General features: G+C 71.2%; 15 protein-coding genes and 1 pseudogene. 8 read left to right on the top strand and 8 right to left on the bottom strand.

Translation table 11 applies throughout. From position 1 onward, the window contains the following. Positions 1-779, top strand: a pseudogene (locus FKV25_RS16215) (hypothetical protein); the annotation flags it as partial. Positions 780-860: 81 nt separating this feature from the next. Here the strand turns inward: FKV25_RS16215 and FKV25_RS07370 are convergent. The 3 genes from FKV25_RS07370 to FKV25_RS07360 form a co-directional block, all read right to left on the bottom strand. Beyond that, on the bottom strand, positions 861-3,377 hold the full coding sequence (locus tag FKV25_RS07370; RefSeq protein WP_141518139.1) for a hypothetical protein: 2,517 nt from the start codon (positions 3,375-3,377) through the stop codon (positions 861-863). Positions 3,378-3,658: 281 nt separating this feature from the next. Then, positions 3,659-4,324, bottom strand: coding sequence for a ChrR family anti-sigma-E factor (locus FKV25_RS07365; protein ID WP_141518138.1), 666 nt, complete (start codon positions 4,322-4,324; stop codon positions 3,659-3,661). Further along, positions 4,321-4,899: a sigma-70 family RNA polymerase sigma factor gene (locus tag FKV25_RS07360; RefSeq protein ID WP_246071986.1), complete on the bottom strand. Its 579-nt coding sequence runs from the start codon at positions 4,897-4,899 to the stop codon at positions 4,321-4,323. The genes FKV25_RS07365 and FKV25_RS07360 overlap by 4 nt, the downstream gene beginning before the upstream one ends. A 339-nt stretch (positions 4,900-5,238) precedes the next feature. Here FKV25_RS07360 and FKV25_RS07355 point away from each other — a divergent pair, with 339 nt between their 5' ends. Together FKV25_RS07355 and FKV25_RS07350 are read left to right on the top strand one after the other, a co-directional pair. After that, entirely contained in the window at positions 5,239-5,790 is a 552-nt protein-coding gene (locus FKV25_RS07355; protein ID WP_141518136.1) for a fasciclin domain-containing protein, read from the top strand. 521 nt (positions 5,791-6,311) lie between these two features. Next, complete coding sequence (locus FKV25_RS07350; protein WP_141518135.1) at positions 6,312-6,701, top strand: BON domain-containing protein; 390 nt, start codon at positions 6,312-6,314, stop codon at positions 6,699-6,701. A gap of 91 nt (positions 6,702-6,792) precedes the next feature. Here the strand turns inward: FKV25_RS07350 and FKV25_RS07345 are convergent, their stop codons facing one another. From FKV25_RS07345 to FKV25_RS07325, 5 genes are all read right to left on the bottom strand, one after another. Further along, complete coding sequence (locus FKV25_RS07345) at positions 6,793-8,958, bottom strand: NHL repeat-containing protein (protein WP_141518134.1); 2,166 nt, start codon at positions 8,956-8,958, stop codon at positions 6,793-6,795. Between the two features lie 137 nt (positions 8,959-9,095). After that, on the bottom strand, positions 9,096-9,869 hold the full coding sequence (locus FKV25_RS07340; protein WP_211345394.1) for an MliC family protein: 774 nt from the start codon (positions 9,867-9,869) through the stop codon (positions 9,096-9,098). Between the two features lie 92 nt (positions 9,870-9,961). Further along, the gene (gene msrA / locus FKV25_RS07335; RefSeq protein ID WP_141518133.1) at positions 9,962-10,612 is read right to left on the bottom strand and encodes a peptide-methionine (S)-S-oxide reductase MsrA; all 651 of its coding nucleotides are present in this window, start codon (positions 10,610-10,612) and stop codon (positions 9,962-9,964) included. A gap of 57 nt (positions 10,613-10,669) precedes the next feature. Further along, positions 10,670-11,197 carry an adenine phosphoribosyltransferase gene (locus tag FKV25_RS07330; protein ID WP_141518132.1) on the bottom strand — a complete coding sequence of 176 codons (528 nt, stop codon included), beginning with the start codon at positions 11,195-11,197 and terminating at the stop codon, positions 10,670-10,672. A gap of 11 nt (positions 11,198-11,208) precedes the next feature. Beyond that, positions 11,209-11,481: a putative signal transducing protein gene (locus tag FKV25_RS07325; protein WP_141518131.1), complete on the bottom strand. Its 273-nt coding sequence runs from the start codon at positions 11,479-11,481 to the stop codon at positions 11,209-11,211. Between the two features lie 124 nt (positions 11,482-11,605). Between FKV25_RS07325 and FKV25_RS07320 the strand changes: the two genes are divergently transcribed. The 5 genes from FKV25_RS07320 to FKV25_RS07295 all read left to right on the top strand — a co-directional run bounded on the left by FKV25_RS07320 (position 11,606) and on the right by FKV25_RS07295 (position 16,651). Further along, positions 11,606-13,369: a glutamine--tRNA ligase/YqeY domain fusion protein gene (locus FKV25_RS07320; RefSeq protein ID WP_141518130.1), complete on the top strand. Its 1,764-nt coding sequence runs from the start codon at positions 11,606-11,608 to the stop codon at positions 13,367-13,369. A gap of 185 nt (positions 13,370-13,554) precedes the next feature. Next, a complete protein-coding gene (locus tag FKV25_RS16670) occupies positions 13,555-13,992 on the top strand; it encodes a hypothetical protein (protein ID WP_425462614.1) in 438 nt (145 codons plus the stop codon). A 23-nt stretch (positions 13,993-14,015) separates the two neighbouring features. Then, entirely contained in the window at positions 14,016-14,591 is a 576-nt protein-coding gene (locus tag FKV25_RS07305) for a nucleoside deaminase (protein WP_141518129.1), read from the top strand. Between the two features lie 78 nt (positions 14,592-14,669). Beyond that, on the top strand, positions 14,670-15,731 hold the full coding sequence (gene rlmM, locus FKV25_RS07300) for a 23S rRNA (cytidine(2498)-2'-O)-methyltransferase RlmM (RefSeq protein WP_141518144.1): 1,062 nt from the start codon (positions 14,670-14,672) through the stop codon (positions 15,729-15,731). A gap of 131 nt (positions 15,732-15,862) precedes the next feature. After that, complete coding sequence (locus tag FKV25_RS07295; protein ID WP_141518128.1) at positions 15,863-16,651, top strand: EF-hand domain-containing protein; 789 nt, start codon at positions 15,863-15,865, stop codon at positions 16,649-16,651. Positions 16,652-16,682: the final 31 nt, after the last annotated feature.

Raw genomic sequence — 16,682 nt, 5'->3', positions numbered from 1 at the left:
CCTCAACGCGCCGGACCACCACCCACTACGTCACCGGCAAGCGGGACGCCGACGGCTACGCCCTCGTCCGGAGCGACCGCGACGCCATCACCCTGGTCGGCGACATGCAAACCCGGGATGCCGTGCAACGGGCCCGCGAATCGATCGACGGCGACTTCATCTGGCTTGACCGCGAGGGCAAGAGTTACGTCGTCACTGATCCTGCCACGCTGGCCAGGGCACGGGCCGCGTGGGAGCCCCTGGACGCCCTGGACACCCGCATGCAGGCGCTCGATGCGCGGATGCGACCGCATGGCGAGCGGATGGAGGCCCTGGGCGCGCGGATGGAGGCGCTTTCGGAAGCCGACCATCACGACCAGGCGCTGGAAGCCGCCGGTCGCCGCATGCAGGCGCTCGGCGATCGCCAAGGCGCCATGGGCGCGCGCCAGGCCGCGATGGCGGAGCGCATCTCCACCGGCGACGCGCAGGCGCGCGAGCAGGCGCGTCGCGAGATGGAAGTGCTGGCGGAGGAACAGGCCGAACTGGCACGTCGCATGGAGCTCGAGCAGCGCGGGATGGAGACGCACGCCGCGCGCATGGAAGCACGCATGGCGCCCATGGAAGCCCTGGGCCGCCAGATGGAAGAGGCCGGCAAGCCGATGGAAGCGATCGGCAAGGACATGGAAGCGGTCGGCAAGCAGATCGAAGTCGCCGCGGTCCGCGCCGACGCGCAGGTCAGGCAACTGATCGACGAGGCCTTCGCCCGCGGCCTCGCCCGGCCCGCGCCGGCTCGTCGCTGATACGCCCGAGGTTCGCGGCAGGGCGGCCGATCCGAGGCGGGCGCGACCCCGGGCCGCCCGGGCGGGGCGTCGCCCTGGAGATCAGCGTCGGCCGAATCCACCGCCCCGGGGCCGCCCGCCAAGCCCGCCACGGAAGCCGCCCATCGGCCTGGAAGGACCCATCGGACGGGTCGCGGGGCCCGAGGCCGGACGCTGTACCGGTTGCGCGGGCGCGAAACCGCCGTTGATGCGTTGCTGCCCGCGCTCCCGGGCCACCCGGTCGCGGTCCAGCCCCTGGGGTGGCGAGGGCGTATGCGCGCTGCCCCCGGGCCGGGTCACCTGCTCCCAGCCATTCTCGCCATGCCGGTAGACATTGCCGTCGCGCCCGGCATAGATGCTGTCGTTGACCTTGATCGCGCCGCCATGGTCGAAAGACCCGCTGTCGGCGTTGTAGTGGAAGCCGCCGGCCCCCGCGACGTCGACGCGATTGCCGTCGCTGTCGAAGCCGCCGGCACCGGCCGCTCCGCCCGGGCCCCGGACCGCGGCCCCCGCGCTTTCGGTCACGCGCCCGGTACCGGTATTGACCACGGTGCGGTCGCCGGCCACGCCGGCACGCCCGGAATAGGGGTTGCCCGCGCCAGCCACCTCACCGGAGACCACGCGCCCGGTCTGGGGGTTGTAGCGGAGGCCTTCGGCCCGTGCCCGCGTCGTTCCGGTGTAGGCATTGGTGTTGACGGCGGCACGTCCCATGCCGCGCCCACCGCTGCGCTCGTCGTAGAAGCCGCCCCGGACGGCGCGACCGTAGTTGCCCGTCCAGGGATTCGCCCAGGCCGCCGCGGTACCGCGTACCGCCGCGGTGCCCCAGTGTCCGTAGACGTTCCAGGCGGCGGCGCCCCCGCCCCACCAGCCCCACGGATAGGCCGGCCCGTACCACGGGCCCCACCAGGGACTGTACGGGCCGTACCAGCCGCCGCCCCAGCCCCAGCCCCAGCCGAACGTCCATCCGACCCAGGGATTCCACCCGAAGTAGGCGCCCAGGCCATAGGTCGCCGGGCAGCCATACCAGTACGTGCCCAGCCAGGGGTCGCAGTCGTAACCAGTCCCGTACACGACCACGCCGTCGCTCACGACCGTGCCGTAGTAGCCCGGCGTATAGCCGACGTAGACCTCGTCGCCATTGCCCCCGTAGACGCGCACGTACGTGACGTAATGCAGGGGAGAGGTGGTGGGAATGGCGTAGATCGCCGCGGGAACGCTGTCCGCCACGCGCCACGGCCCGCGGGCAGACGTCGCCACGAACCAGATGCCGCGGTCGACGGCGTAGAACTGTCGCGCGTCGACGCGGATCACCGGTACCGCCGTGTTCCAGGCGTACTGCAGTGCGGTGCCCTCAATGGGCCTGAACTGCGGCTCGCCATCGTATGCCACCTGAAGTTCCGCCTGCCGCCGGTCGACGCTGGCGGTCTGCGGGATGCTGTTGGCGATCAGCGACTCACGGGCCTCGGGCGTACCCGGGATCGACGCCAGGACGCCGCTCTTCGGACTTTCGGGGGGGATCGCGGCGAAGTCCGCAGGCAGGCTCGTGGCGGCCACGTGCCGCCATGGGCCGTGGCTGCTCGTCGAGGAGAACCATCGACCCGAAACCAGCGCGTACCAGGCATGGTCCTGGTCGGCATCGACGAAGACGTCGGCGCCCGTGTTGGCCACGTAGGCCAACCGGGTCCCCGGGATGTCGGCGAATTCGGGCGCGCCCTGCGTGGTGATCAGCTCGGCGGGCCGGGTGCGCACCGAGATGTCGGGCACCCGGCTGTCGGCGAAAGCCTGCGCAAGCTCCGGCGGGGCGTCCTCAAGGGTATCGACCGCGCGGGATGCCACCGCCTCCCGCCGTGCCCGCTCCAGGTCGCCATCGACCACCCCGGGCATCGACCACGGCCCGTCGAGGGACGCCGCCATGACCCAGTGGCCGGCGAGGTAGAGGTAATAGCGTCCGTCCTGCACGAGTACCAGTGAACGGGTGTTGATGACGCGTCGTACGTCGCCCTCACCGGTGCTGCGCAGCGCCGGATCGCCGTCGATCCGCACCAGCACGGCGGGCGCCTGGCGCAGCAGCAGTTCGGGGGGATCGTTGGCGACACGAAGGGACCCGCCGTCCGGGTCCGCTGCCGCCACCGCCAGCGAGGATTCGAGTTGGTCGAGAGACAGCGTCAACGTGGCCCCGGGCTCGAGGATGCCGCGGACGATGTCCAGGTAGCGCGACTGCTCGCCGGGGGCGGCAGGGAAACTGGCGGGGCCGAGCGCGATGTCGGTCAGGACGACGGCACGCGCGGCCTTGTCCACCTGGGTCCGCGCCCGGAACCCGACGACCCCATAGTCGAAGGCCGCCTGTGGACGTCCCTGGGCATCGGGGTGGGTACCGGCCGCCACCGACACCGCGAACCGGCCCGAAAGCTGCCCGTCCTCCCATTCGTCGTATTGGGGCTGGTGGATGTTGAAGACGACGCCGTCGGCTTCGAACCGCCTGGGGAACGGCCGCGCGTCGATGGCCACCCCTCCGGACGCGGCGTCGTTACCGGTGCTGCCCGCGGCCTGCGTCGGCACGGCCGCGGCGGGCGGGCCCAACGTGGCGCTCGTGCACCCGACCATGCATGCAAGGACCGTTGCCAGTCCACCCAGACGTGTCGATCGCATTCGCACCCTCCTGGTCCTTCGGCTTTTCGTCGCGCCCGGCACGCCGGTGGACCCGGCCTGGACCGATGGCGAGGAAACGCCGCGCGCGACAAGGGCCTGCATTGTCGCCTCGCGGATGTTCTGCCCGGGTCAAGGCCCGGACCCGGCATCGCCCGCCCGACCGGCGACACCGGGGCCCCGGCGGGTGCCTGGCGACGGCCTCCCGCCCGCGCTCAAAGCCCGAACAGCGGCTGCAGGGTGCGCGCGATCCAGCCACGGAAGCGCAGCGGCGCGTCGGTGGCGGCCACGCAGATGCAGGGCACCCCCGGTGCGGTGACCGGCTGGTGCTCCACGTCGCAGTCCAGGTCGGCCACGTCGCCCGCACCGAAATGGCCGAGGCTGTCGTCGTAGGCACCGCGCAGGATCATCGTCAGTTCGTTGCCGCCGTGGCTGTGCATGGGGATGCTGCGCCCGGCCGACGTGCGCAACAGCATCAGGTGGCTGTCGTCGACGTCGCGCGAACGGATGTGATGGACGCCCGGCCCGATCATGCGCCAGCGCAGGGAGCTGTAACGCTCGCCGAAGTAAGGCCTGAGCGAGGCAGGCAGCAGGTCCTCGTCGGCACGCCCGCGAGAGGGCTCCGGCATGGGCGCCCGCTCGAGCTGGACCGGGTCGGCGTCCAGCCGCGCCATCAGCGCTTCCCGCGAACCGGTCGCGAGCGGCACGCCTTCCTGCTGGCGAAGCAACTGCCCGCCGATGCGGTCGGCGCGAGCCAACTGGGCGCGGCAATGCGCGCATACCTCCAGGTGGGCCGCGACGACCACGGAAAAGGCATCAGGGAGCGCTCCGGCGGAGAAACCGAGCAGCGTGGCGGAATCAAGGTGGTGATGGGGTTTCATAGGGACGGCCTCAGTGCGTCCTTGAGCTTCTCGAACGAGCGACGCAGGTTGGATTTGACGGTACCCAGGGGCATCCCCAGCTCACTGGCGATCTCGCTGTGGCTCTTGGATTCCAGGTAGGACATGCGCAGCAGCCGCGCCTGCGCGGCCGGCAGCTGGTCGATCGCGTCGCCGAGGCAGGCGTGGTCGGCGACGGCATCCGGACCTTCGTCGTCGCGGTCGGTCTCTTGCCGCTCCAGGTACTCCAGGCCGTCGTCGACCGGCAGCCAGTGCGGTTGGCGGCGCAGGTGGTCGATATGCAGGTTGCGCGCGATGCGGAACAGCCAGGTGGAAAAATGGGCGCGCGTGGGATCGAACAGGCGCGCACGCCGCCACACCTTCAGCATGACGTCCTGGACCAGCTCCTCAGCCTGCGCGGGGGCCACGCCCAGCCCGAGCATGTAGCGCTGGAGGCGCGGTGCGAAATGGTCGTGGATGCGCAGGAAGCACTCGCGATCCTGCTGCTGGGCCACGCGTGCAATCTGCCCGGCCCAATAGCCGGCGTCGTCGGGTCTGGACTGGCGCGATCGGTTCAAGCGTCTGGCTGGCCCGAAGGCCGCCACCCTTCCGGTGTCGGGATCAGTGGCCATCATAGGGGCGCCGGCCGGATGCGGGGGCGTGAACCGCTCAATTCCCGGCGCCACCATCCGTGGGGGCGTGTCGCTGGGCGACCGGTCTGGAGGGGCATGGCGACGTCCTGCGGTGTGGGCTACGCGGTTGTACGCATGCCAGCCCCGATCGGATGCCACCGCTCGTCGCGTCGGCGAAGGCGCATCAGCGCCCATCCATCGCCATGCATCCGATCGCCCACGGGCCGCGTACAGGCTGACGCTGCGCCATGCAGCCTTCCCCCAACGCACCAAGGAGCGACTTCGATGAAACACCCGCGATTCATCCTTGCAGTCTCACTTGCCCTGCTGGCCCCCACCGCGTTCGCCGCCACCCCCGCTGCGACCGCAGCGGCGGCATCGACGGCGCGCCCGTCGACCGACATCGTCGGTGGCGCCATGGCCTCGCCCGACCACGGCACCCTGGTCGCCGCGGTCAAGGCCGCGGGCCTGGTGGATACCCTCAAGGGCAAGGGCCCGTTCACCGTGTTCGCGCCCACCAACGCGGCCTTCGACGCGCTGCCCGCGGGTACGGTCGAGACGCTGCTCGAACCGGCCAACAAGGCCAAGCTGGCGTCGGTGCTCACTTACCACGTGGTCGCCGGCAGCGTCGACGCCGCGACCCTGGTGGGACAGATCGAGGCCGGCGGCGGCAGCGCGACCCTGACCACGGTGCAGGGCGAAGCGCTCACCGCGCGCCTGGCGAACGGCGGCGTCGCCCTCACCGATGCCCAGGGCAACACCGCCCGGGTCACCGCCACCGACCTTCGGCAGTCCAATGGCGTCATCCACGTCATCGATACGGTCCTGATGCCCTGACCTCGCTCCTGGGCAGGGCATCCCCGGAGGCGTACTCCCCGCCTCCGGGTTCTTCAACGGGCGGCTCCGCGCCTCGTCGTGGTGTCTCCTCTCCGCGGAGTCGCCCCCCTTTTTTTTCTTGACCCTTTTCCCGTTCCAGGACGGTCCGACGAAGACACGGCATCCCATCCCGGCACGTGCCTTGGCATCACCCGCGAGACCCGCGGTCGCTGCGTGGATGAACCACAGCGCCTGCGCCCCCCGGTCTCGGGCGCGCTATCGTTTCCCGTCCGCGCCCTGAACGCCGTGCGGGTTGCGTTCGATCGTTCAGCCGCGCGTGGGCCGGAAGTGTGACGCGTTGTCGCGTTACACGTGGATTTCGCGGCATTTGAACGCCTGCGCAACGCGTCGCGCACGCATCGTTAACATGACCCTCCCTCGTCGTTCACTGCCGCCTGCGTAGCGTCGGCACTGGAGTTTCCGCACGGCGTCATCCCACGCCACCACGCGGAAGCCACCCCACAAACGACGAGGAGTTCACCATGCGCATCAACACCCGGAACACCAAGCGAATCTCGAACATCGGCGCCAGCACCCTGATGGGCGCGATGCTGCTGGTCGGTACCGGCTACGCGGTCGCCAACCCGGCCGGGCAGCAGACCGAGCCGGAGGAGACCGTCAACGACGCCGAATCGGCCCAGCCGATGGGCGATACCTGGATCACCACGAAGGTGAAGAGCCAGTTGCTGGCCGACGACCTCACCAAGGGCACCGAGATCGACGTCGACACGCTCAATGGCGTGGTCCACATGTCCGGCGCGCTGGGCAGCCAGGCCGAGATTGACAAGGCCGTCGAGATCGCCCGCAGCACCGAGGGCGTGACCGACGTCGACACCAGCGACCTCACCCTGTCGAACGCCGACACCAAGTAAGCACGCCCACGCGGCGCCGCGTCATCGACACAGGTGGGCGGCCTGGTAGCCGGCACGCGAAGGCCCTGCCCCGGCAGGGCCTTCGTTCTGTTCAGGGCGTGGCCGCACTCGCGGCCGGGGCTGGCCGCGGCAGGATACGCACCGGCAGGTCGCGTCCCGCCTGCGCCTCGTTGCCGCTGTAGTCGCGTGCGTGGACGCGCAGCAGGTAGTCGCCCGGCGCCATGTCGTCCGGACGCCAGGATCCGCTCGCGATGCGGCCGTCGCGAACGGTGTTGGTCAAAGCGTAGCGGAAGCGCGTCACCGCGCTGCCGTGCACGGTGATCCCGCTGCCGGGCGCGTAGGCCATGAGCACCGCGTCGTCCTGCGGCGGCATGCGGTTGAACTCGATGTTGAAACGCGGCGCGTCGAAACCCGCCAGGGGCCGGCCGTCGGCATCCAGCCACTGGTAACCGAGCGCATACAGGCCCAGGCGGCGACGCGGCAGGTTGTCGTCGACCTGGTCCCAGGCTTCGACCACCATCTGCAGGTCGCCGGCATCGGGCGCGACGTCCACCCGTCCGTCGACACGCGGCAGCGAACGCCCCGATGCGTCGACGAGTTCCACCGCGTCGATGCGGGGCGGCACCCGGTCGGAGAAGTTGGCGAAACCCAGCGCGATCGCGTTGCGTTCGTAGCCGCTGTTGCCCACCACCAGGTGGACGTGGGCCATGCGGTTGATCGTCCCGAGCATGTCGCCGGCGCGGAATCGCGCGCCCCGTCGCACGCGCACGCGGGCAGGCGTGCCGTCGTCGCCCGCCACCAGTTGGAAGCGCTCCGGGTCGAGCAGGTCGCCGCGTGGCGTGCGGCCGACCCGCATGTGGATGTACTGCAGGGTGTCGAGCGCGAAGCCCTCGCCCAGGCGCTCGATGCCCCAGGCCGCCAGCGGCAGGTTGACCTTGGCGTCGGCGATGGCGAGGACCGGCTGGCCGACGTCGCCGCGGATGTCCAGGCCGCCATGGAGGTGGTGACGGCTTTCGCCCTGATAGTTGCCGCGGACCTCGCCCAGCGTGCCCACCACCTCGTGCCATCCCCGCTGCGGGCGCAGCGGCCAGCGTCCGCCCGTGGCCGGAAGGGGATCGTCGGACGCAGGGCCGTGCTCCGGAAAACCCGCGCCCTCGCCCGCTGCAGGATCGCCACCGGCGCGCGCCCGCGGACGGCGCGACGCCCGTCCCGCCTGGACCATGCGGTGCACCCGGTAGGCCCCCGCGTCGCTGACGAAGACGCCACCACGGCGGTCCACGGCGATGCCGACCGGTCGCGAGAAGCGCGCCTCCGGGCGCTCGTCGCTCTGCAGGACGCGCCAGCGGCCGTCGCGACCGGCCTGCAGCACCCGGCTCGGCCAGATCCCGGCTACGTGGAGCACGCCATCGTGGCTTCGCGCCAGACCGATGGGGACGCTGGGCACGTCGGCCAGCACGGTCGAGACACGTCCGCCGCCGTCGACGTGGCGGATGGCACCGTTGCCGCTGTCGGCGATCCACAGCTCGCCGCGCACACCGGCCACCAGGTCGGTCGGCGTATCGAAGCGGGCGACGGCACCCGGGCCGTCGGCGGCGCCGGTGCGACCGTCGCCGGCCAGGGTGGCGACGCGACCGTCGGGCTCGATCACCCGGATCCGGTCGTTGTAGGTATCGGCGACGTACACGCGCCCGCTGGCGTCGACCGCCACGCCCATCGGCGCATCGAACTGCGCCTCGGTGCCCGGTCCATCGCGATACCCGCGACGACCGTTGCCGGCGAGCGTGCTCACCGTTCCATCCGGATGCAGCTTGCGGATCGCATGGTTGCCGGTGTCGGCGACGTAGAGGTTGCCGGCCAGGTCCAGCGCCAACCCGGAGGGCGTGTCGAAGGCCGCCAGCCTGGCGGGACCGTCGAGGAAGCCTTCGCGCCCACCCGCCAGCGTGACCACGGTGCCGTCCGGGGCGATGCGGCGGATGCGGTTGCCCTCGCCCCCGTCGGCCACGAACAGATGGCCGTCGCGAGAGAGCGCCAGCCCCCAGGGGTCGGCGAAACGGGCGCGACGTCCCTCGCCGTCGAGCGTGCCGCGAATGCCCTCGCCCGCCAGCAGGCGCACCCGCGACGGCCCACCGATGGGGGTGGCGGGCGGTCCTGCGTCCTCGAAGCGCGGCAGGGGCGCCGGGGGAACGAACAGGAAGGTGGCCGCGAGGGCCGCGAAGGTCGTGGCGACGACCAGCCAGAGCCACGTGCTGCGGGTCATGCGATGGAAGATCCTCGGCCGGGACGCGACGACGGCCGCGATGACGTCCGATTCTATCCACCCGCGCACGCGGGGGGCGCCTCCTTGCCCGCGCCGATCGACCGGCGCCGGGATGCCTCAGCCCCCGGCGTGCCTCGTCATTGGGCCGCGCGGCAGCTCAGGCGCGTGCCATAGAAGTCGACGGTGGCTTCGCCCTGGTGCTCCCAGAACTCCACGCCCTCGCGTCCGTAACGGCTGCCGCTCGCGGCCGGCTGGGCGATGGCGATGGCCTGGTCGTCGCCCAGGGTCAGCACGGCCGCGCGCGGTTCGATGTCGTTGTAGAACGTCGCCGTGAAAGGCTGGCGATTGCCGTCGCAGGTGAACTCGACGGGCGTGGGCACCATCACCTCGCCGCTGTCGATCTGCAGTTCGACCAGGCGGGTCTGGTAGGCCTCGCGTATGCAGCGCTGCGTGTCCTCGGCCTTGCCGCACTCGTCGCGACCCTTGACCCAGCCGCGCTGCATGGCCTGGAGGCGATCGTGGTCCGCGCCCGAGGTCGCCGCCAGTCGCCGCCCGTACAGGGCCTCGAGTTCGCGATCGAGCGCAGCCAGCGCGGGGTCGGAACACACCATCTTCTCGCTCGAACTGCTGGCGCGGCTGCAGTCGAAGGAGGGACCGCTCGCGGGATCCGCGTCCGCCGGGGACATGATCGAGGGCGGGGCCAGGTCGGCGTCACTCATGCCTTCCGGCGCGCCGATGTCGTCGGCATCCATGCCCTCCGCCGCCCCCATCTCCGAGTCCGTCATGCCAACCGGCGCCGACGCGGCGTCGGCAGTGGCGGCCTCGTCGTCGCCCGCGGGGGCCTGGGGTTGGCAGGCGGCCAGGGCAAGGATGCCCAAGGCCAGGAAAAGCGGGGGGATGGCGTTCTTCACGGAAAACCTCCTTGGATTGGCTCTATTCCGGGCTGGAACGCGAAGCGTCCGCCGCGGCGCGTGAGCGTGGGGAAAAGGCCGGGCGCGTTCGTTCAGGCCGCAGTGCCGACGGGACAGCTGACACCGGTGCCCCCCAGCCCGCAATAGCCGCCGGGATGCTTGGACAGGTACTGCTGGTGTTCGTCTTCGGCGTAGAAGAACCGGGGTGCGGGATACACGATTTCGGTGGTGATCGCGCCCAGCCCTGCTTCGTCCAGGCGGGCCTGGAAGGCCTCGCGGCTGGCCAGCGCGGCGTCGTACTGGGCCTGGTCCGTGCAATGGATGACGGAGCGGTACTGGGTGCCCACGTCGTTGCCCTGGCGCATGCCCTGGGTCGGGTCGTGGCCCTCCCAGAACGCCTTCAACAGCACGCCGACACCGACCCTTGCAGGGTCGTAGACCACCCGGACCGCCTCGGTGTGACCGGTCTGCCCGCTACAGACCTCCCGGTACGTCGGGTTCGGCGTCTGCCCGCCGGCGTAACCGACCGCCGTGGTGACCACCCCGGGGATCGACCAGAACATCCGCTCCGCGCCCCAGAAGCAGCCCATGCCGAACTGCAGCCAGGCCAGGCCCTCGAAGTCGTCGCGAAGCGGCCGGCCGTGCACGTGGTGGGCATTGTGCAGCGGCAGGGGCTGGTCGCGACCCGGCAGCGCATCGCCGGGCGCGGGCAGGCGTTGTTTGTAGGCACCGATGCCGAGCATGGATCCTTCTCCATCGTTGTGGACAGGGGCGACGATCGGCGACCGCCGCGGGTTCGTTCAGTAGTGCAGGACCGCGTGCAGCGGCACGTCGCACGGCCACCGCGCGCGTCCGGCGAGCGCTTCGATCTCGATGACGACCGCCGCGCCGGCGACGCCGGCACCGAGGCGCCCGACCAGTTGATGGGCCGCGGCGAGGGTTCCGCCCGTCGCCAGCACGTCGTCGACGAGCAAGACGCGCCTGGCCCCCTGCAGCGCCCCCGCCGTGGCCTGCAGCCGGTCGGCGCCATACTCGAGCGCGTACTCGACCTCGACCACCGGAGGCGGCAGCTTGCCCGGCTTGCGCAGGGGCACGAAGCCGGCGTCGAGCCGACGCGCGAGGGCGGCGCCGAAGATGAAACCACGCGCCTCGATCCCGCAGACCGCCTCGATCCCGGCGGCATGCCACGGCGAGGCCAGCGCATCGATGCAGCCGGCAAAGGCCGCGGGGTCCGCCAGCAGGGGCGTCAGGTCGCGGAACAGCACGCCTGGGGACGGGAAATCCGGGACGTCCCTGACCTTGTCGCGCAAGGCCTCGATCGATGCCATCGCGGCCACGCTCAGGCCGGGACCCAGCCCGCGCCGTCGAGGGGCGCCGCGTCCGCGGCCGGGGTGGCATCGGCCTCGGCGATGGGCAGCGTGGCGACGATCTCGCTGGCCTCGGGCCAGGCGCTGTCGGGCACGCATACCGCGATCACTCCGAACAGGGGCAGCTCGCCCATGCCGCCGACGAGGTTCTCGCCGCGCAGGAACACGGGGATGCCGCTGTCCTCCAGGGCGTGCTTGACCAGGTGGGCATCGATCAGGTTGGCGGCTTCGTAGACGACCTTCATCGTCACACCTTATGCGAGGGGGCCTGAATCGAGCATACGCCTGCCGTCAAGGGGCGCGCGTCAACGCCGCCCCCGGCGGCGTAACCCGCTAAACTGGGCGATCCACCCCGCCTGTGCCCCACGCATGTCCGCCACGCCCGATCGTCCCGCCACCGCCCACCCCGCCACCGACCCGGCGCCCCCGAAGCAGGACTTCATCCGCCAGATCGTCCGCGACGACCTCGCGAGCGGCAAGCACACGGCGATCAAGACGCGCTTCCCGCCCGAGCCCAATGGCTACCTGCACATCGGCCACGCCAAGGCGATCTGCCTGGACTTCGGCATCGCCAGCGAGTTCGGCGGCGTATGCAACCTGCGCCTCGACGACACCAATCCCGCGAAGGAAGACCCCGAGTACGTGCGCGCCATCCAGGAGGACGTGCGCTGGCTGGGCTTCGAGTGGCATTCCCTGCGCCACTCCTCGGACTACTTCGAGGTGTATTACCTCGCGGCGGAGAAGCTCATCGCGCAGGGCGATGCGTTCGTCTGCGACCTGAGCGCGGAGCAGGTGCGCGAGTACCGCGGCACGCTGACCGAGCCGGGCCGCGACTCGCCCTGGCGCGATCGCGGCGTCGAGGAGAACCTGGACCTGTTCCGGCGCATGCGCGCGGGCGAGTTCGCCGACGGCACGCGCACGCTGCGCGCGAAGATCGACATGGCCAGCGGCAACATGAACCTGCGCGACCCCGCGCTGTACCGCATCAAGAAGGTCGCGCACCAGAATACCGGCGACGCCTGGCCGATCTACCCGATGTACGACTACGCGCACTCGCTGGGCGATGCCATCGAGGGCATCACCCACTCGTTGTGCACGCTGGAGTTCGAGGACCACCGCCCGCTCTACAACTGGTGCGTGGAGAAGGTCGACCTGGCCGGCTCGCCGGAACTGCTCAAGCCGCTGGTCGATGCCGGCCTGCCGATGGAAGCCAGTGCGCCGCGGCAGATCGAGTTCTCGCGCGCGAACCTCAACTACACGGTGATGAGCAAGCGCAAGCTGATGGCGCTGGTCCAGGCCGGCCTGGTCGACGGCTGGGACGACCCGCGCATGCCGACCCTGCAGGGCATCCGCCGCCGTGGCTATACACCCGCGTCGCTGCGCCTGTTCGCCGAACGGCTGGGCATCAGCAAGCAGAACTCGGTCATCGACTACTCGGTGCTGGAGGGTTGCCTGCGCGAAGACCTGGACGCGGCCGCGCCGCGCCGCATGGCGGTCATCGAGCCGCTCAGCCTGGTCCTCACCAACCTGCCCGACGGGCACGAGGAATCGCTGGCCTTCCCGAACCACCCCAAGGACGAAAGCTTCGGCGAGCGCCAGGTGCCGTTCTCCAACCGGTTGTGGATCGAACGCGAGGATTTCGCCGAGGTGCCGCCCAAGGGCTTCAAGCGCCTGGTCCCCGGCGGTGAAGTCCGCCTGCGCGGCGCCGGCATCGTCAAGTGCGACGAGGTCGTCAAGGACGCGAACGGCGACATCGTCGAGCTGCGCGGCAGCCTCGATCCGGAGTCGCGGCCGGGCATGGAAGGCGCCAACCGCAAGATCAAGGGCACCATCCACTGGGTCAGCGCCACCCACGCGGTGGCGGCCGAGATCCGGCTGTACGACCGCCTGTTCGACGTCGCCGATCCCGATGACGACACCGACGGCAAGACCTACCAGGACCACATCAACCCGGACTCGCGCCGGGTGGTCACCGGCTACGTCGAGCCCGCAGCCGCATCGGCGGCGCCCGAGCAGGCGTTCCAGTTCGAGCGCATGGGCTATTTCAGCGCGGACCGCAAGGACCACGCGCCCGGTGCGCCGGTGTTCAACCGCGCCGTGACCCTGCGCGACACCTGGGCCAACAAGGGCTGAACGCAAGGACGACGCCGTGCAGGGGGCTGTCGTACCCTGCACGCACGGGCTCGCCCGGCGGCACGCCGGGCACCGGAACCGCCAGGGAGCTTGCCATGCTTGATGCATCCACAGCGCGCACCGCCGCGCGCCGCCGCGACCGGGCCGGACATGTCCGGTACCGGGCCCTCCTGCTTGCCGCCCTGATGCTCGCGCTGGGTGCCTGCGCGGCGCCCTCGGGCGAGACCGCGGTCGCGGGGGCGCAAGGGCCGGGCACGGCCGCCGAGCCCGCCCCTCCCCAGGCGCCGCCGGTCGTCGCGCCCGGGGCATCAACCCTTCCTCCGCAGCCCGACGCGCCACACGCGCCATCGACGGATGCCGAGGCGCCCGCTCCGGCGCAAGGCCCCGTCCAGGTCGATCGCAGTTGCCGGACCGACGCCGATTGCACGGTGAAGAACGTCGGCAACTGCTGCGGTGCGTACCCGGCCTGCGTCAACGTCGACAGCCCCACCGATCCCGAGGGCGTGCGCGCGGCCTGCGCGAAGGACGGCATGATGTCGACCTGCGGTTTCCGCGAGATCCAGGGCTGCCAGTGCGTCGCCGGCAGCTGCACGGCCAACGACAACGGCGTACAGCTCCAGTAAGCCCGACGCCGACGAGGTTCCCGATGCTGTATGCACAGGTCCACCTGACCCTGCCCGCCTGGGTCCACGAAGCCGTGGACACCCGGGCGGTCCACCCCATGGACGAGGACAAGGTCGCGCTGGCGATCGCGCTGTCGCGGCGGAACATCGACGCCGGCAGCGGCGGCCCCTTCGGCGCCGCCGTCTTCGGCGCGGACGATCGCATCATCGCGATCGGGGTGAATCGCGTACTGCCGCACAGCTGCTCGCTGGCCCATGCCGAAACCATGGCCTACATGCTGGCCCAGCAACGCACCCAGCGCGTGCGCCTGAACCTGGACGCGCAGGGCCAGCCGGCCGGTCCGATCACCCTGGCCACGTCCTCGCAGCCCTGCTGCCAATGCTATGGCGCGACGGTCTGGGCAGGAATCGACCGCCTGCTCATCGGTGCGCGCAGCGAAGACGTCGAAGCGCTGACCGACTTCGACGAAGGGCCGTTGCCCGTGGACTGGGTCGGGGCGCTGGAACAACGCGGCATCGAGGTCGTGCGCGACATCCAGCGCGATGCCGCGTGCGACGTGCTGCGTCGCTACGGGGAACTCGACGGCCCCCGCTACTGAGTCCGGCCGCGTCGCCGACCCGGTCGCGCCACGGGGATGCGATCATGGGGGCCGTTCCCGCTTCCCATCGCCATGAGCATCGACGCCCTGTTCTGCCATTGCCGCCCCGGCTTCGAGCCCGAGCTCGCCGCCGAGCTGGCCGAGCGCGCCGCCCTGCTCGGCCATGCGGGGTATCCGAAGGCGGCCCGGGGCAGCGGGCATGTCGAGTTCATCAGCGACGAAGCTGCGCAACTGGCGCGTCGCCTGCCCTTCGCCGACCTCGTCTTCGCCCGCCAGAAGCTGTTGCGCCTGGCCGACCTCCGTGGCCTGGACCCGAAGGACCGGATCAGCCCGATCCTGGCGGCGCTGGAAGCCAACGTGCCGGTGCGCGACGGGCCGCCGTTCGGCGAACTCTGGGTCGAACACCCCGACTCCGACGAGGCCCGGCCGCTTTCCGGTCTCGCGCGCAGCTTCGGCAACGCATTGCGTCCGGCGCTGCGCAAAGCAGGCTGGCTGAGCCCGCGCGACGATGCACGTCGCTCGCGCCTGCACGTGGTGTTCCTCGCCGGCGACCACGCCGTGCTCGGCCGCAGCCACCCTGGCGACAGCGCGCCCTGGCCGCAGGGCATCCCGCGCCTGCGGATGCACGCCGATGCGCCCAGCCGCTCGGCGCTGAAGCTGGAAGAGGCGTTGATGACCTTGCTGGACGACGACGAACGCGACGCCCGGCTGCGCGACGGCCTGCGCGGCGCGGACCTGGGCGCGGCCCCGGGCGGCTGGACCTGGGTGATGCTGCGCCACGGCCTGCACATGACCGCCATCGACAACGGGCCGATGCGCACGCACCTGTTCGATACCGGTCGACTCGAACACCTGCGCGTGGACGGCTTTCGCTGGCAACCGGAGACGCCGCTGGACTGGATGGTCTGCGACATGGTCGAACAGCCCCGGCGCGTGGCCGCGCGCATGGCCGATTGGTTGCGCGAGGGCTGGTGCGCGCAAACGGTGTTCAACCTCAAGCTGCCGATGAAGAAACGCTGGGACGAGACCCGACAGTGCCTCGACCTGTTCCAGGCCCAGGCCGGCCGTCCGCTCGTGGTGCGTGCCCGCCAGCTGTACCACGACCGCGAGGAAATCACGGTCTACGCGCGACCCGCCTGACGCGGTCTGCGTAGCCTCGTTGCGGGCTGGATGTCGTGCCACCCGCGGTTCAGCGGAGGTTCCCGAATTTGACACCGGATTGACCCCCGCCTGCCTAGCGTTCGTGGCGTCCCAACGAGGAGTCCACGACGATGATCCGCTCACGCCAAGTCCATGCCGCGCAGCCCAACGCTATCCACGCGCGCTCCCTGCTCGCCGTCGCGCTGTTCGCCGGCCTCGCCATGACCGGCGCCCCGGCGTTCGCCCAGGCCCAGTCCGAGGTCGTGGCCAAACAGGATGCCGGTGCCGAGGCCGAGATCGCCGTCGGCGAGGCCCGTGCCGCGCGGCAGCAGGCCGCCGCCGCGCAGGAAGCCGCCGAGGCCGCTGCACGGACCCGTGATGCCGGCGCGCTGTCGGCCCATGGCGCCGCCAGCGCGCAGGCCCAGGCCCACGTCGCGACCCAGTCTTCGATCAACGCCGAGCAGGCCGCCAACGAAGCCGCCAATGCGGCCAACCGGGCGCTCGGCGCGCAAACGGTCGCCAAAAGCGGGACCAACCCGGTCGCCGCCGCCTACGAGGCGCGCGAAGCGGCCAACGAGGCGGCCAATGCCACGGCCGCGGCGATCCTTGCGACGTCGCAGGCGCAGGCCGCCGCCGAGGCGACCGCCGAAGCGGCGACCGCCACGCCGGCACCGGCGGCAGTGGCCGCGGTCCCTGAACCCGTCGCCCCGCAACTGACCGTGCGCTCGATCCCCTCCGGCCAGGCCGTGGCGTTCCCGGCGGCCGACTTCGGCGTGCTCGATGGTGACCGCGATGCATACCTGAGCGCCACCGAGGCCTCGGCCCACGTCGCCGTGGCGGAACATTTCCAGCGCATCGACGCCGATGCCGACGGGCGCCTGTCGACGACGGAGTTCGAAGCCTGGGCGAACGTGCGCTGATCGCACACCCTGCGCGCGGCCTGCCCGATGG

It is taken from the genome of Marilutibacter aestuarii (assembly GCF_006546775.1).
Lineage (GTDB): Bacteria > Pseudomonadota > Gammaproteobacteria > Xanthomonadales > Xanthomonadaceae > Marilutibacter > Marilutibacter aestuarii.
This window is presented reverse-complemented; position numbering and strand designations above follow the sequence as displayed.

Coding starts and splice junctions, on each gene's coding strand:
- FKV25_RS07365 (WP_141518138.1), bottom strand. CDS start 4,324: ATGAAACCCCATCACCACCTTGATTCCGCCACGCTGCTCGGTTTCTCC.
- FKV25_RS07355 (WP_141518136.1), top strand. CDS start 5,239: ATGAAACACCCGCGATTCATCCTTGCAGTCTCACTTGCCCTGCTGGCC.
- FKV25_RS07350 (WP_141518135.1), top strand. CDS start 6,312: ATGCGCATCAACACCCGGAACACCAAGCGAATCTCGAACATCGGCGCC.
- FKV25_RS07345 (WP_141518134.1), bottom strand. CDS start 8,958: ATGACCCGCAGCACGTGGCTCTGGCTGGTCGTCGCCACGACCTTCGCG.
- msrA (WP_141518133.1), bottom strand. CDS start 10,612: ATGCTCGGCATCGGTGCCTACAAACAACGCCTGCCCGCGCCCGGCGAT.
- FKV25_RS07330 (WP_141518132.1), bottom strand. CDS start 11,197: ATGGCATCGATCGAGGCCTTGCGCGACAAGGTCAGGGACGTCCCGGAT.
- FKV25_RS07325 (WP_141518131.1), bottom strand. CDS start 11,481: ATGAAGGTCGTCTACGAAGCCGCCAACCTGATCGATGCCCACCTGGTC.
- FKV25_RS07320 (WP_141518130.1), top strand. CDS start 11,606: ATGTCCGCCACGCCCGATCGTCCCGCCACCGCCCACCCCGCCACCGAC.
- FKV25_RS16670 (WP_425462614.1), top strand. CDS start 13,555: ATGCTCGCGCTGGGTGCCTGCGCGGCGCCCTCGGGCGAGACCGCGGTC.
- FKV25_RS07305 (WP_141518129.1), top strand. CDS start 14,016: ATGCTGTATGCACAGGTCCACCTGACCCTGCCCGCCTGGGTCCACGAA.
- FKV25_RS07295 (WP_141518128.1), top strand. CDS start 15,863: ATGATCCGCTCACGCCAAGTCCATGCCGCGCAGCCCAACGCTATCCAC.